This window comes from Acinetobacter sp. ANC 3929, from assembly GCF_000369405.1.
Classification (GTDB): Bacteria; Pseudomonadota; Gammaproteobacteria; order Pseudomonadales; family Moraxellaceae; genus Acinetobacter.
The window spans coordinates 996,529-1,012,372 of the sequence record NZ_KB850000.1; the positions used below are offsets into that span (position 1 = coordinate 996,529).

Below are 15,844 nucleotides of genomic sequence, written 5' to 3' on the forward strand. Positions count from 1 at the left end.
TCCAATTCATGCTCTCAGCAATCCTTTATGATGAGAAGGTTGAAAGAGAACTAAAATTTGTTCAATTGAGTAAAACACAAAATTTTAAAATATCTTAAAAGATATAAAAATATATAAATTGATATTTAAAATCTTAATTTATCTTATGAAAAAAGTCCAAAGCATCTCGGTTAAATTAAATATAATATTTAATATCAATATGATAAAAATTATTTATACATGCTTTGAAAAAGTTGGCACACTCGCTGCAATAGTATAGGCACACAGCATCAATGGGATCTTGTGAATATCACCTGCCTGCGAACGCTTGGCAGGCAGGCTTTGAAAGGAAAATGAAAATGTCTGTCGTTGAACAAATCAACCAACAAGCTCAATTTGAACAAGAACAGCAACAACCTGCTTATCAGGTTCTGAAAAATGAAAAAAGTATGCCTGTGAAAATGTGGACCAATGGCGTACTTGTCGATGACAACTCAAAACAACAATTACTACAAACAGCACAAATGCCCTTTATTTATAAATGGATGGCAGTGATGCCAGACGTTCACTTTGGTTTAGGTGCAACGATTGGAAGTGTAATTCCAACCAAAGGTGCGATTATCCCTGCTGCAGTCGGTGTCGATATCGGCTGTGGAATGATGGCGACTCGTACCAACTTAACCGCTTCTGATTTACCCGATAATTTATATGCTTTACGTACAGAGCTTGAGCGTTTGATTCCACACGGAATGACTAAACGTGGACGAGATAAAGGTTCTTGGGAAACACCACCTGAAATGGTAGATCAAGCTTGGGCTGATTTAGTTGCAGATTTTGAGTTCATCTGTGCAAAACACCCTCGCCTAAAAAATACCAATAACCGTAAACAATTGGGAACTTTAGGGACAGGAAATCACTTTGTAGAAATCTGTTTGGATGAACACGATCACGTTTGGATTATGTTGCACTCAGGTTCACGCGGTGTCGGTAATGCCATCGGTAATCATTTTATTGAGCTTGCGCGTAAAGATATGCAAAAACACTTTATTAATTTACCCAATAAAAATTTGGCGTATTTAGTTGAAGGAACAGAACATTTTAATGATTACTGGTTTGCTGTGGGTTGGGCACAACGTTTTGCCATGAAAAATCGTGAAATCATGATGCAATCTGCGATTAAAGCTTTAGCAACGATTATTCCCAAGCCTTTTCAAGCACGATTGGAAGCCGTGAATTGCCACCATAATTACGTGGAAAAGGAAGAACATTACGGCGAAGAAGTGATGGTGACCCGTAAAGGCGCTGTCCGTGCGCGTTTGGGGGAGTATGGAATTATCCCAGGTTCAATGGGTGCCAAGTCCTTTATTGTTCGCGGTCTTGGAAATCAGGAATCATTTTGCTCGTGTTCGCATGGTGCAGGACGCGTAATGAGCCGTGCTGAAGCAAAACGTCGATTCACAGTGGAAGATCAAATTGCGCAGACTGAAGGTGTGGAATGCCGTAAAGATGCTGCTGTGATTGATGAAATTCCATCGGCCTATAAACCGATTGAAGATGTGATGAAAGCGCAACAGGATTTGGTTGAAGTGGTGTATACATTAAGACAAGTAGTATGTGTTAAGGGGTAGAATCATGAATGCTAATGATTTTGAAAATGCATGTATATCTTTAGATATAACAAATGATGATCTGCCAAAAGATCTAAATTTAGAAAATGTTAAAACTATGATTTATAAAAAAAGAATTGACAAACAACTAGAGATTTCACATAGGCTCCTCAATTTAGCTATTGAGATCTCTGCATGTAGCAAAGGTGACATGTTGATTGATTGTGCTTATTTATGCAAAATTACATTATTAAGGTTAATCAATCATTTTAAAACTTGCTTAGATTTAGCCAAAAATTCAAACTCAGATGTAAACCTAATATCTAGAAGTATATTTGAAGGAGGACTATACTTTTTCTATTTATCTCATGATCCGAAAAAAATTAGAGAGTGGCGACTTTATTCTTGTGTTGAAACACTAAAATTTATTACTTTAGCGGAAACAAATGAAGAAGATATTCCACACGAATTATTTGAACAAATAAAACCTTATCAAGAGGAAATGGACAAAACTTTCAAAAAACAAGATGGGAAATACTACTCATCCTGGAAAAAAGGAATGTCCATTAAAGACATGGCATCAAAAACACCAAAATTCGGAAAATTGTACCACGATTATTACATCCCTCTTTCAGATTACCACCATTGGGGGGTATCTTCTTTAGCTTACCATTATCAAATAACTGAGGATAAGTTAGATATACAACCTGTTCAAAGTTCAGCATCTTTAGAAATGATTAGTAAATCTATTGATCTTGCAAACTCAAGTATTTATTCATTACTTGAAGCTTCAATCAGTATTTTTCATCTCGTTCAATTCAATAATGAACTCGAACAAATTATGAAAGATTTTTTAAAAATTCCATTTGCAAGAAAATTGGGTTAATCACATGAAACTCGCAGAAGCACTTTTACTTCGAAGCGATCAACAAAAAAAGCTCGCTTCATTAAAACAACGGATCAATGCCAATGTCTTGGTACAAGATGGTGATGAACCAAGCGAAGATCCAAATGAACTCATCAAACAAGTATTTGCTTTAATCCAAGAAAGCAATCAACTGATTTGTCGTATTCATTTGACCAATGCACAAGCAAAGTTAGAAGACGGCAAAATACTGCTGTCTCTATTAAGCTTACGTGATAGTTATGCTGAGCAACATAAGATTCTGATTGATGCAATTACCAATACTCATCGTGAGCCAGATCGTTATAGTTCGCGTGAGATTAAATGGAAGAAGGTTATCCCTGTTTCTAGCTTGCAAAAACAAGCCGATGATATCAGCGCGAAACTACGCGATTTAAATATCAAAATTCAGGCTGCAAACTGGCAAATTGATTTAGTCGAATAGACAATAAATTTTGTGAATTTAGTTCACAATCACAGTTTGGACATACTGGGCGAGTACAAGATCCTGCGTTACTCCGATCTGAGGGATTGAAAATAATTCAGGCGGCTATGGCAGCATGTGAGCCATGCATCAATCTTCACTGATTAGGCTCAGCACCATGTACTTCGTAAACCTTTGCCAAAAGCAAAGTCACGCGTTACTTCGCATTACCATGTACTGACAGTATGTTCATTTAATTAAAAAATAAGGAAAATAGACGTGAATAAAGCTTTGGCAAATATGCCAACAACCATCCAGATTGATGGTTCACAAGGTGAAGGCGGTGGGCAAATTTTAAGAACAGCCCTTGCCCTTTCAATGATTACAGGTCAAGCATTTGAATTAATCAACATTCGTGCTGGTCGTAAAAAACCAGGTTTAATGCGTCAGCACTTAGTCTGTGTACAGGCATCCCAAAATATCAGCCAAGCTTATGTTGAGGGGGCTGAACTACATAGCCAACGTTTGTACTTCGCGCCACAGCAGGTGCAAAGTGGAAAATACCAATTCCAAATTGGTTCTGCAGGCAGCACAACACTGGTTTTACAAACCCTCTTGCCTGCTTTGTTATTACAAAATCAAGCCAGTGAACTCACGATCTCTGGTGGCACACATAACCCGCTTGCACCAACAGCGGATTTTATTGAACAATGTTTTTTTCCCGTATTAAAAAAACTGGGAATAGAAACTGAATTTAAATTAAACAAAGCGGGTTTTTTCCCGATTGGCGCAGGTGAAATTCACATCAAAATTCAGCCATGGCAACATCGAAACAGGCTAAGTTTATTAGAACGTGGTGCTTTGCAAAGTATAGGGGCTTTTGCAGCAGTATTAAATCTTTCAGAAGAAGCGCAAATCGCACAACGAGAATTAGCGACTTTGAATAAAAGACTAAAGCTGGATACACAACAACAGTATCATTTAAAAGGGATAAGCCAAGGAAATACGGTATATGTCAAAGTTGAGCATCAACAGCATATTCAGCTATTTACGGCTTTAGGTGAAATGCGAAAAAGTGCAGAACAGATTGCCAATCACATGGCTGAAAAAGTGAAGCAATATATTACGTCTCAAGCTACAGTGGATGAATATTTAGCAGATCAATTGCTATTACCTTTGGCATTGGGCCAAGGCGGTGAATTTACGGCGCAATGTGTGAGCGAGCATACCCTTACTCAGGCCTCCATGATTGAAAAATTTATTGATTGTAAAATTGAATTTATCGAGTTGGATAAAACACTGTTTCAGGTTAATGTTAAAGAAGCTCATGAATGAGCTTCTTTTTATTCGGAGCCTATTTAATCGACTCCAAAGCCGTCACCAACAACGTCCAGCATTTCTCTACGCTATCCACTTTAACCCGTTCCCCGGGTGCATGTGCCCCCTGAATATCAGGACCGAAAGACACCATCTGCAAATCTGGATAATGTTCTGCAATAATGCCACACTCCAGACCTGCATGAATCACTTTCAAATTGGGCTCAATTTTAAATGCGGATTGATACGCTTGTTGTAAGCATTTCAATGCAGCCGATTCTGGATTCGGTGTCCAACCTGATACTAACGGCGTTAATTCAGATTGAATCTGGAAATTTGCAAAGTGCTGTTGAATGTTCTGTGCAAAGGCTAACGCCTCCTGATTTACCATCGAACGAACCATAATTAGGGTCTTGGCTTCGTCTTTAGTCAGTTTGACCACACCGATATTATTCGATGTTTCGACCACGTCAGGTAAAGCAGTGCTCCATTGAGCAATGCCATATGGACAAGTTGCCAATGCTTTTAACCATGCCTGTTGCTGATGCAAGGCAATAACGTCATTTATCTGATTGGCATTTTGCTGTACGGTGATTTGTAGTTGATCATCAATGCCTTGTAACTTTTGTTGCCATTCTGCTTTTGTTGCTGTCACAGCTTTTTCTAAGCCAGCCAGTTGATCTATTGTAATTGCAATGGTTGCTACAGCTTCACGTGGGATAGCATTACGTGCTGTTCCACCGACAAACTCAACCAGTCGGCCATTGGATTGTGCCAAATAATCATTAAGAAAATTGGCTAAAATCACATTGGCATTCCCACGACCTAAATGAATATCAACCCCAGAATGACCACCTTTTAGGCCTGACACCAGTAAATCTACAAAGATTAAATCACCTGGTGCTGTTTCATATTCAAGTGGCTGTCCTACTTCTAGATCAATACTGCCTGCACAGCCAAGATATAGCTCACCCCATTCTTCGGTATCGATATTAAAAAGCCATTGCCCAGTTAACACACCTGACTCAAGCAAACGAGCACCACTCATTCCAGCTTCTTCATCAATGGTTAATAGAACTTCAATCGGCCCATGGGCAATATCATTTGACTCTAATACAGCCAGTGCAAGTGCAACACCAATCCCATTATCAGCACCTAAGGTGGTATTTTCAGCAATTAACCAGCCGTCTTTTAATACAGGTTGAATTGGATCTTTAAAAAAGTCATGTTGGGTTCCGCGATTTGCCTGAGTCACCATATCCAAGTGCCCTTGCAAAATCACACCAGCCGCTTGTTCTTTACCCGCAGTTGCCGCTTTTCGAATAATCAAGTTACCAATGTCATCGACATAGGTTTCCAAATTGCGCTGTTCTGCCCAATCTTTTAAATGCTGTCTTAACTGCTGTTCATGTTTGGAGGGTCGAGGAATCGTACATAAGGTCTCAAAATGTTGCCAAACCTTTTGGGGTGATAATTTAGAAAAATCAACCTGTATCATGCACCTGTACTCTCAAATAAAGCGTTTAAACCAATATACACCATACACCGAAAGGGTCATGATGTTAAATCACTTCATTTAAGATTGTATTCGTAAAATGAACTTAGCTTTTCCAAACAAACTGAGAAAAACTATGTTCTGCTTTTAAGCTATTTTCCACTGCCTGAGCTAACTGGCGAATAATGCTTTGCGTCTCTATCTTTTCAAACCAAGCTTGTTCTTGCTGTGGATTGGCCGATATTTCACACAAAATATGACCTTCCGTATCTTGCTGAGAGCAGAGAATAGACAGTGGAAGTTGATGATTGTCGATACGCACTTCAATTTTTTCATGCTCATGACGAATATGCTGGGCATCAAAGCCGTATTGTTCTAATTGCTTATACAATAATGCAGCCACATACTCTTGCGTGATATAGCATTCATTCGGTGGATGATCAACCACCCCATGTTTTGGGCAATCTGCTATAAATTGCAACGTTTTCATGCTATTCCCTCTATTTTTATGTTTTTAACTCTGGATCACAGAGTAAATCCGACGCGAACGGTAAGAATTATTATATATACAATTGTCTTTAATTGATTAGCTGATTGTCTTAGTTCTATGGCTAAATTGATAAATTTAGACCCGATTAGATATGTACATCTTCAAACCCATCATTTTTATTATTTAAGCGTTTTATTGTAGTATTTCACAAATTCTTTTTATGAATAAATACATAAAAAAAGCAGCATTTAACTTATTAATTAAGCTAAACACTGCCTTTTCAAATCAACTTATGGATTCACAACCTGTAAATCCAATCCTGCTGAATTTGCAAGTTCAGTAAAGGTCGGGAAACTGGTCGCAACTGTTTCTGTACCATGAATGGTAATGTCACCCGAAGTACGCAAACCAGCCATACTAAAACTCATGGCAATACGATGGTCGTGATGTGATTCAATTTCACCACCCCCGAAGATCGCTGACCAGTCACCAGATTTGCCTTTACCTTCGATGATGATGCCATCTTCAGTTGGCGTACAGTCGATGCCCATGATCTTCAAACCATCAGCCATCACTTGAATACGGTCAGACTCTTTGACACGAAGCTCAGCAGCGCCTGTCAATACGGTTTGACCTTCTGCACATGCAGCAGCAATAAATAATGCAGGGAATTCATCAATGGCTAAAGGCACTTGATCTTCAGGCATATGAATGCCTTTCAGTGTTCTTGAACCTTTGATATGAATATCTGCAATCGGTTCACCGCCTGCAATACGTTCATTCTCAACCGTCAGGTCAGCGCCCATTTGCTTGAGGATTTCGATCACGCCTGTACGGGTTGGGTTGATCCCCACCGCTTCCAGTACCACATCAGCACCTTCAGTAATCGCAGCACCCACCATAAAGAATGCAGCTGATGAAATATCCGAAGGCACTTGAATATCTGTACCAACTAATTTACCACCACCTACAAGCGAGATCTTATTTCCTTCAGTTTTCACATCATAACCAAAGGCACGCAACATACGTTCAGTATGATCACGCGTCGGCTCAGGTTCCGTCACTGAAGTTTCACCAGCAGCCCATAAGCCTGCCAATAAAATACCTGATTTGACCTGAGCAGAAGCCATCGGTAAATCGTATTGAATCCCTTTGAGTGCTTGACTACCTGTGATACTCACTGGTGGCGTACCTTTCTCACCCGTGGTTTGGATAAGTGCACCCATTTCACGAAGCGGTTTGGCAATACGCTCCATTGGGCGTTTAGACAATGAGGCATCGCCAGTCATTACAGAATCAAATTTTTGTGCAGAAAGCATACCCGATAGCAAACGCATACTGGTACCCGAGTTACCCATATACAATGCACTTGCTGGTGCTTTTAAGCCATGCATACCAACACCGTGAATCGTGACTTCACCATTCTTAGGTCCTTCGATGCTCACGCCCATATCACGGAAAGCTTGCAAAGTTGCGAGTGCATCTTCACCTTCCAAAAAGCCTGTCACATGGGTCGTACCTTCTGCAATCGCACCAAACATGATTGAGCGATGTGACACAGATTTGTCACCTGGTACAGTGAATTTACCTGTAAATGTTTTCTTTCCCGGTAAAATGGTAAATTGCTGTGTCACCTTGTTTTTCTCCATCAAAGGTTTTTTGGCTAACATATGATTAAAATGTTGGCGTGCTGCTTGCGCGTGGCCAAGTAGCCCCATCAACGCTTGCGAATCTTCCTGTTCAATCAATTTTTTCAAAACCGACAATTGCTGCTCAAAGCCATTTACAGCATTCAAAATTGCAGTTTTGTTGGCAAAGAAAATATCATGCCACATCTGTGGGTCACTGGCTGCAATCCGAGAGAAGTCTCGAAAACCACCTGCAGCATAGCGAAAAATATCTAAATTATCTTCACGATTAGCCAGTTGCTCAACTAGATTGAATGCCATCAAATGCGGTAAATGACTGGTATGTGCCAACACTTCATCATGTTTAGCAACATCCATACAAATCACTTCGGCTTTTGCCTCAGACCAAAGCTGAATCAGTTTTTCAACTGCCCACTCCGCACTGGTCGGAAGTGGCGTCAAAATCACTTTATGATTAACGAATAGATCCACTTTACCTGCATGTACACCTGTATGCTCAGCACCTGCAATCGGATGTCCTGGCACGAAACCAACAGGTAGATCTTCGCCAAATACCGCCTTAGCTGCGTCCACAACATTGCCTTTGGTGCTGCCCACATCGGTAATAATGACATTGTCTGCAAGATAAGGTTTAATCTGTTCAAGTACTTTTTGCGTTGCACGAACGGGTAAGGCTAAAACAATTAAATCTGCATCCTGAACTGCTTCTTCAGGCGTTGCATAACCGTGTTGAATAAGACCGAGTGCCTTGGCATCTTCTAATGTTTTTTTCGAGCGTGTTGAAGCCACAATTTGAGATGCAAGTTGTTCTGCTATAATCACACGAGCGAGACTCGATCCAATCAGTCCAAGCCCAATAAATGCAACTTTCTTAAATAATGGTTGAGACATAAAACATATTTGCCTATGTAAAAATCTCCCCTGAGAAGCACCCCGCTTCGTAAGGTCTTTATAAAGAGGGGGAACTCCTCCCTTTTTAAAGGGAGGCTGGGAGGGATTCAAAATACAATAAATAGACCTATAAAACAGCGATTGGATATGAGCCGAGTACACGTAATTCTTTGACCATTGGACGGATCTCTTCCAATGCAGCCGCAACATTTTCCTGACCGATATGTCCTTCTAAATCGATAAAGAATACATAAGCCCATTTTTCAGGTAATGCTGGACGCGTTTCAATACTGGTCAAGCTGATTTGATGCTTGGCAAACGGTGCAAGAATTTCCAATAAAGCACCTGCACGATCATGTGCAGAGATCAATAACGACGTCTTGTCATTACCGCTTTGAGGAATCTTCTCACGACCAATCACAAGAAAACGCGTTGTATTTTCAGGATTATCTTCAATATTGCTATGTAAAATTTCAAGGTTATACATGCTTGCCGCAATATCAGATGCAATCGCAGCAGAATGCCATTCGTTACGAATACGACGTGCCGCTTCTGCATTTGAGTTTAGTGCAACACGTTCAACCCCTGGATAATGTGCATCTAACCATTTACGGCATTGAGCCAAGGTTTGCTGGTGCGCATAAATCTGCTTAATACTGTCTTTACGGGTATTTTCAGAAACAAGGAATTGATGGTGAATACGAAGTTCAACTTCACCAATCACATTGACTGTCGATGATTTAAAGCAGTCCAGTGTATGGTTGACTATCCCTTCAGATGAATTTTCGACTGGAACAACACCATAATGTGCACTGCCCGCTTCAACTTCACGGAACACTTCATCAATGGTTGGTAATGGACGTACCACAGCATCTTTACCAAAATGCTTTAATACAGCCGAATGCGTATAGGTGCCTTCTGGCCCTAAGAATGCAATGCTTTGTGGAGCTTCAAGTGCCAAACATGCGGACATGATTTCACGGAATAAACGCGCCATAGTTGCATCAGACAAAGGCCCCTGATTACGCTCCATGACCTTACGTAGCACTTGCGCTTCACGTTCTGGGCGATAAAACAGTGGATTCTCTTCAGATGCAAATTTCGCTTTAGCTACAGCCTCTGCCAGCGTTGCGCGACGGTTGAGTAACTCTTGGATTTGTTGATCAACACTATCAATATCGTTACGAATTTGGTCTAAATTAAGTGAATTCGATGTGTTTTGTCCATCGTTTACCATTGAATGCAGCCTCAGCAAAATCATCTATAAGAATCGATTACAATTCGTCTGTGAATTGATTATCCGACCTAGTATAACAACACTTTAAGCTATTAAACACGCTGAGTTTTAACTCTTTTTATTAACAAACTTTATTGATAATGATTTTCATTATATATTTCTAAAAAATTTCAATGCTTGCGAATAAACCCATGCTTAAACAATTTGGTATTTTGACTTTTTCTCTGTTCATGACTACACCATTGGTCTTTGCCCAGCCAAACACTTCCAGTACAAACAAGCCGCCGTTAAAAGCACAAACAAATATTCAGCAAAGCTTTGAAATAAAGTCAAAATATACCAAACATGATTATTTGATTCAGATTTCCATTCCTGAGGGTGAAGCACCGAGTGAAGGTTTCCCAGTATTGTATGTACTCGATGGCAATGCTGCTTTTGATAGTGCGGCCAATATCGCCAAATCGGTTGGTGGTGGTGCGAATCGTTTGGGTTTGAGCCCTGTCGCCATTGTCGCTATTGGCTACCCGCAGCAAAACAGTTTTGATGTAGCAAAACGGGCTTTAGACTACACGCCTAAAGCATCGGCTGAGTTTCAAAAACAAGCCAAATACACCTATGGCGGTGCAGATCAATTCATTCAATTTATTGAAAAAGAACTCAAGCCAGCCATTCATGCAAAAATCAAGGTCAATCCACAGCAACAAAGCCTGTTTGGACATTCCTTCGGTGGGCTGTTTGTTCTACATACTTTTTTTAGCCAACCACAAATGTTCCAACGTTATATCGCTGCCAGCCCTTCACTGTGGTTTGACAACTATGCCCTATTAAACCGACAGGCTGATTGGTTAAAGAATCAAAATAAGACTCAAAATATCATGCTGATGACCACAGTGGGTACGCATGAGCATGGTCGAGGCCCAACACCAGACGCTGAATCTTTACAAAAGCAGAATGATTTCTATCAAAATTTTAATCAGCAAGGTTCAAAACAGTTCTTATTTTGGAATTATCGACATCCTGCTGAGCAGCATCTCACCAATATGTATGCCAGCTTACCGAAGGCCATTATGTTGGCAGGTTGTCAGCCTCAAAGTTGTTCAAATCTATTTGATGAACCCGCTCAACAAAGTGCTGAATAAATACAGCTAAATTTAGGCGGACTATTCGTACCGCTTAAATTTAGACCTTTCAGTAAAATAGATTGGTTATACTGCGAGAAGATGTCATAACAACAGTAAAATACAATGCATAAAATTTTCAGCTTTGGCTTACTGAGCTTGATCAGTATCAGTTTAACAGCATGTGGTGGTTGCCCATTGATTGCGGGTTGCAATGGTACCGATCGCTCACCTTATTTTATCAGTCCTGTAAGTAGTCATGCTCGCGGAATTCCTGTCCCTCCACAAACCAAGTTCACCTATCAATCACAGCACTTTAGGCAGACCCATCAGCAAAGCCATGCTTTAAAAGAACAAAACTTAACAGGCATCGCCTTTCCTGAAAATACCGCAATCCTTTGGGGAGGTATGCCCGTTGAGCGGTTTATTCAGTTTTCAAATCCCGAAATGAAAGGATTTTCTGTCTACCCTGCTATAGGGTTTAAATCAGAACAATCGAATGCGTTTCTAAATTTATGGAAAAGCTGTGAAAGTGACTTAAGTATTTACTTAAAGAATCCAAATGATTGGTCATTTAATCCCTCCAATATGCAAATACGAGGCTGTGGCCGCTATCAACAACGCAGTGAATATATGGAAGATAATTTTCGGCAAAATGAAGCCGATGAATTTCTACGCAAGATCAATCAAGCCTTACAGCAATTGCCTAAACAACACAGCTATCCTGTCATTCAACAACCGAGTAAATAGTGAAAACAAAACAGCCTGCTTAAAAGCAGGCTGTTTTGTTAGATAATACCAATTAAGCTTTACCGATAATGCCACGTGCCACAATTTCTTTCATAATTTCGTTGGTACCGCCGTAAATACGCTGAATACGTGCATCAACAAAGAAACGTGAAATTGGATATTCAGTCATATAACCGTAGCCACCAAATAATTGAAGCAAATTATCTGCAACTTTCATTTGCATATCGCTACTAAAGCTCTTCAATGCAGCGGCAGTTTCAACATCCAATTTGCCTTCATTATATAAAGCTACGTTTTGATTATAGAAAGCGGCTGTTGCTAATTCATCAATCTTCGCTTGTGCCAATACAAAGCGTGTATTTTGGAATTGAGAAATTGACTGACCAAAGGCTTGACGCTCTTTTACATATTGCGTCGTAATATCAATCGCACCACGAATCGCACCTAAAGCAGTAGATGCAATCGCCGTACGTTCACGTGGAAGTTCTTGCATCAAATAAGCAAAACCTTGCCCTGCTTGACCCAACAATTGATCTTTAGGGACTTTGACATTATCAAAGAACAATTCTGATGTATCTTGAGAATGTAAGCCAATTTTGTCGAGGTTAGTGCCCTTTTTAAAACCTTCTAAGTGCGTATCCACCAACATGAGTGACACACCTTTAGCACGTGCTTGCGGATCTGTTTTAACGGCAAGAACCACGAGATCAGCATGCTGACCATTTGAAATAAAGGTCTTTGAACCATTTAACAGATAATGATCATCTTGCAGGATGGCACTGGTACGCATTGCTTGTAAATCTGAGCCTGCACCCGGTTCAGTCATACCAATCGCACCAACCACTTCACCAGACACCATTTTTGGCAACCAGTACTGTTTTTGTTCTTCTGTCGCAATGTGCTGGATATAAGGAGCCGCGATTTCAGAGTGGCATGAAATTGCCGTCGATAATGCACAGTAACCTGCGCGTGCTGACTCTTCAACCAACATCAATGAATAATGGGTTGACACGCCATAACCACCGTATTCTTCTGGTACATCAACACACAAGAATCCGTTTTCGCCCAATGCACTCCAAACTGAACGTGGCATGATGCCTTCACGTTCCCATTGATCGTAATGCGGTGCGATCTGCTCGCTCATAAAGCGTTTAAAGTTATCACGGAAGAGTTCTAAATCTGAATCATAAGCTAACATCATTATTTCCTTTCGCTTTCATTGTTCTTAAAAATTTGTTCGCAGTCATGCTAATAACTTTTAGATCGGATGTCATGTCCCGTTTACATCAAATCACTAGACTGATTCGGTCAATAATTTTGTTTGCATCGTCCATCTTTAAACCACAACCGCTTACTCATTAATCAGCCTCTCTTATTTTTTACGCTAAATAAGTCAATTTTATGTCATATTAATTTTATTCTTTGCGACTACCTCAAATACGACCATGAACACTAAACGTAATATTTATAAGACCGTAGAACATCCGTTTGCTCAATATGTTCGTATTTTAGGTAAGGGCAAAACAGGTTCTCGTTCGCTCAGTTATGAAGAAGCCTATCAAGCATTTAGCATGATTTTAAAAGGTGAAGTACTAGATGTGCAATTAGGTGCATTCTTAATGCTACTTCGCGTGAAAGAAGAATCAGTTGATGAACTTGCAGGTTTTGTACAAGCCACCCGTGACCAACTTAATTTCCAGCCACTTAAAGTTGATCTTGACTGGTCTTCTTACGCGGGCAAACGTAAACACTACCCTTGGTTTTTATTGGCTGCACTGACTTTAGCTCATCATGGTTACAAGATTGTAATGCATGGTGCATCTGGCCATACCATTAACCGTGTTTATACGGAACAAGTTCTCCAATATTTAGGTTATTCGATTTGCCAAAATGAGCAAGAGGTTCGTGAACAGCTTGAACAGCATAATTTTGCCTATCTTCCTCTTGAAGCCATCTCACCAATTTTAAGCGAGTTAATCTCACTGAGAAATGTGATGGGATTACGTTCTCCGATTCATACCTTGGCACGCTTGATTAATCCATTTAATGCCAAAGCAACCTTACAAGCAATTTTCCACCCTGCTTATCGAACATCACACCAGCAAACTGCTTTCCGTTTGGGGTATCAAAATAGTGCTGTGATTAAGGGTGAAGGTGGTGAATTTGAACGTAATCCTGATGCCAAAACTTTAATCTGTGGGATTAAAAATGGTGAGTTATATGAACATGAACTACCAAAATTGACACCAGACCGTAGCCCGATTGAAGAAGAGCTTGATCTTGCAGTCTTTAAAGCGGTTTGGTTGGGTGAACAAACGCATGAATATGGAGAAATGGCAGTGATCGAAACAATGGGGATCGCACTATATACCATGGGTGTGGTTAGTAGCTATGATGATGCAATGAATAAAGCCAAATCGTTGTGGAATAGTCGTTTCTAATCAAAAATAACCCAAGATTATTTATATAACCTTGGGTTATTTGCTAAATATAAAAATTGATAAAATTAGAGTTTATTCACTTATTATAAAATCATAAGTTTTACTTAACTCATCATCACCTTTACTATAAAAACCTGTAGAAATTTCAATAGAAAACTTTCCAGAATATTTCGGAGTATCTTTTATACTGATATTATTATACCCATCGAGCTCATTGCTAGGTTCAATCACAATACGAATATTATTTGGAAGGTTTGTTTTTAGATGAAAATATTTATCCTCTACTTTACCCCCTGTAATTATTAAGCTCTGCTGATATGGTTGCCCTACTCTAGCATTAGGCAACTCGTTAGGCTCTATTTTATACCCTTTACTACAACCCATCAAAAGAGCAATAGAAATAAGTACATAAGCAATACTTATCTTCATCATTTATTTGACAATCACTTCATCCATTTTATACATGATTTTTCTAGTCCTCAATTTTTAAAACAAAATCCTTATTAAAGTCTTTCAATCCATCCCTAACAGTCCCAGAAATATTTATTTTATAAATACCAGATCTTTTGGGTATCCCTTTAATTATTGTCAAAGCATGAGGGGCGAACTCTTTTTCTCCTTGATCTGATGAAACAACTAAACCACTTTTTTGATCTACATTCGACTCTACAAGAAAAGTGTCCTCAATCACACGATACTCTTTCATTTTTATTTCTGCAAAATAAGGTGTTCCAACTTTCCCTACTGGAATTTCTTTTGTCAAAAAAACATCATTGTTTACATTAGAACAACCTAATAGAAATAAAAATGTTAGTGCTACAAATTTCTTCATCTATTTTAACTCTCTTTTTACAACAATAATGGCCCAAATAAACCGACTCAAAGTCTTTAAGCTAACAGATTTAATTCTATCCTGCTTACCCCAGTTAAAACATGTAGCATTAACGATAGTATCATCAGAGGTAAGTTTATTAACAACCCCTGTGTCTGTCTTTAAATCTGAGTTAATTACAATATAATGTGAAGGGCCAATTGCTACAGAAGGTAGATCTGAGCCACCTTGAGTTATAGCTCCAACAGTTAATAAAACATAATAATAATCTTGTGATGGATAAGATGAAAGACTTCTCAAGACATCAAGCCAATCAACATTTCTTGGAACCTTTTGTCGAATAAAACTTTGGTATAAAGGAACACTATATCCTATCGAAGAAAACCAATTTTTTATTTCATCTGGCATTGTAAATGCTGTTAAACCATTTAGTTTATCTGATATCCATCCAACCGCTTCTGCTTGATTATACTTTGTAACCGAATTAGAGCTATCTCTTAAACTTCCCATTGTAATCCAGTCAACAGCAGATATTCTTGCAACTTCTTTATCATCATAAAAATTATGAACCAGACGTGCACCTTTTAGATCAGGCTTTATACTTAGCCTTCCAATGGCTTTGTTGCACAAAGATTTGAAATGCAAAGCGCCCCTAATTGAGCCAAATTTAAGGCGTAACTTGGGTAAGTGGGCGACCTAATTCCGTAAAT

General features: G+C 39.4%; 15 protein-coding genes. 7 read left to right on the forward strand and 8 right to left on the reverse strand.

The features are described from left to right. Positions 1–338 precede the first annotated feature (338 nt). The 4 genes from F909_RS03590 (at position 339) to rtcA (ending at position 4,249) form a co-directional block, all read left to right on the forward strand. Positions 339–1,607, forward strand: coding sequence for an RtcB family protein (locus F909_RS03590; protein ID WP_005153553.1), 1,269 nt, complete (start codon positions 339–341; stop codon positions 1,605–1,607). Positions 1,608–1,611: 4 nt separating this feature from the next. Then, positions 1,612–2,472, forward strand: coding sequence for a DUF5677 domain-containing protein (locus F909_RS03585; protein WP_005153555.1), 861 nt, complete (start codon positions 1,612–1,614; stop codon positions 2,470–2,472). Positions 2,473–2,476: 4 nt separating this feature from the next. Further along, a complete protein-coding gene (locus F909_RS03580; protein WP_005153556.1) occupies positions 2,477–2,935 on the forward strand; it encodes a DIP1984 family protein in 459 nt (152 codons plus the stop codon). A 258-nt stretch (positions 2,936–3,193) separates the two neighbouring features. Then, positions 3,194–4,249, forward strand: coding sequence for an RNA 3'-terminal phosphate cyclase (gene rtcA / locus F909_RS03575; protein ID WP_005153557.1), 1,056 nt, complete (start codon positions 3,194–3,196; stop codon positions 4,247–4,249). A gap of 19 nt (positions 4,250–4,268) precedes the next feature. Here the strand turns inward: rtcA and F909_RS03570 are convergent, their stop codons facing one another. The 4 genes from F909_RS03570 to pheA form a co-directional block, all read right to left on the reverse strand. Continuing rightward, positions 4,269–5,729 (reverse strand): aminoacyl-histidine dipeptidase, encoded by a 1,461-nt coding sequence (locus F909_RS03570; protein ID WP_005153558.1) that lies wholly within the window; start codon positions 5,727–5,729, stop codon positions 4,269–4,271. A 103-nt stretch (positions 5,730–5,832) separates the two neighbouring features. Next, positions 5,833–6,216 carry a hypothetical protein gene (locus tag F909_RS03565; RefSeq protein ID WP_005153560.1) on the reverse strand — a complete coding sequence of 128 codons (384 nt, stop codon included), beginning with the start codon at positions 6,214–6,216 and terminating at the stop codon, positions 5,833–5,835. Between the two features lie 290 nt (positions 6,217–6,506). Beyond that, entirely contained in the window at positions 6,507–8,756 is a 2,250-nt protein-coding gene (locus tag F909_RS03560; RefSeq protein ID WP_005153562.1) for a bifunctional prephenate dehydrogenase/3-phosphoshikimate 1-carboxyvinyltransferase, read from the reverse strand. Between the two features lie 127 nt (positions 8,757–8,883). After that, on the reverse strand, positions 8,884–9,993 hold the full coding sequence (gene pheA / locus F909_RS03555) for a prephenate dehydratase (RefSeq protein ID WP_005153565.1): 1,110 nt from the start codon (positions 9,991–9,993) through the stop codon (positions 8,884–8,886). A 191-nt stretch (positions 9,994–10,184) separates the two neighbouring features. On the opposite strand from pheA, the gene F909_RS03550 reads away from it, so the two are divergent. Both F909_RS03550 and F909_RS03545 read left to right on the forward strand, forming a co-directional pair. Next, positions 10,185–11,132 (forward strand): alpha/beta hydrolase, encoded by a 948-nt coding sequence (locus F909_RS03550; protein ID WP_032878228.1) that lies wholly within the window; start codon positions 10,185–10,187, stop codon positions 11,130–11,132. 105 nt (positions 11,133–11,237) lie between these two features. Then, complete coding sequence (locus tag F909_RS03545) at positions 11,238–11,861, forward strand: hypothetical protein (RefSeq protein ID WP_005153569.1); 624 nt, start codon at positions 11,238–11,240, stop codon at positions 11,859–11,861. 52 nt (positions 11,862–11,913) lie between these two features. Here the strand turns inward: F909_RS03545 and F909_RS03540 are convergent, their stop codons facing one another. Beyond that, positions 11,914–13,059: an acyl-CoA dehydrogenase family protein gene (locus F909_RS03540; RefSeq protein WP_005153571.1), complete on the reverse strand. Its 1,146-nt coding sequence runs from the start codon at positions 13,057–13,059 to the stop codon at positions 11,914–11,916. A gap of 247 nt (positions 13,060–13,306) precedes the next feature. Between F909_RS03540 and F909_RS03535 the strand changes: the two genes are divergently transcribed. Further along, positions 13,307–14,302 (forward strand): glycosyl transferase family protein, encoded by a 996-nt coding sequence (locus F909_RS03535; protein ID WP_005153574.1) that lies wholly within the window; start codon positions 13,307–13,309, stop codon positions 14,300–14,302. A 72-nt stretch (positions 14,303–14,374) separates the two neighbouring features. Here F909_RS03535 and F909_RS03530 read toward each other — a convergent pair whose 3' ends face one another. The 3 genes from F909_RS03530 to F909_RS03520 are packed head-to-tail and all read right to left on the reverse strand — an operon-like array spanning position 14,375 to position 15,779. Further along, entirely contained in the window at positions 14,375–14,734 is a 360-nt protein-coding gene (locus F909_RS03530; RefSeq protein ID WP_005153577.1) for a hypothetical protein, read from the reverse strand. A gap of 40 nt (positions 14,735–14,774) precedes the next feature. Beyond that, positions 14,775–15,134, reverse strand: coding sequence for a hypothetical protein (locus F909_RS03525; RefSeq protein WP_005153579.1), 360 nt, complete (start codon positions 15,132–15,134; stop codon positions 14,775–14,777). After that, complete coding sequence (locus F909_RS03520; protein WP_228129404.1) at positions 15,135–15,779, reverse strand: hypothetical protein; 645 nt, start codon at positions 15,777–15,779, stop codon at positions 15,135–15,137. Positions 15,780–15,844: the final 65 nt, after the last annotated feature.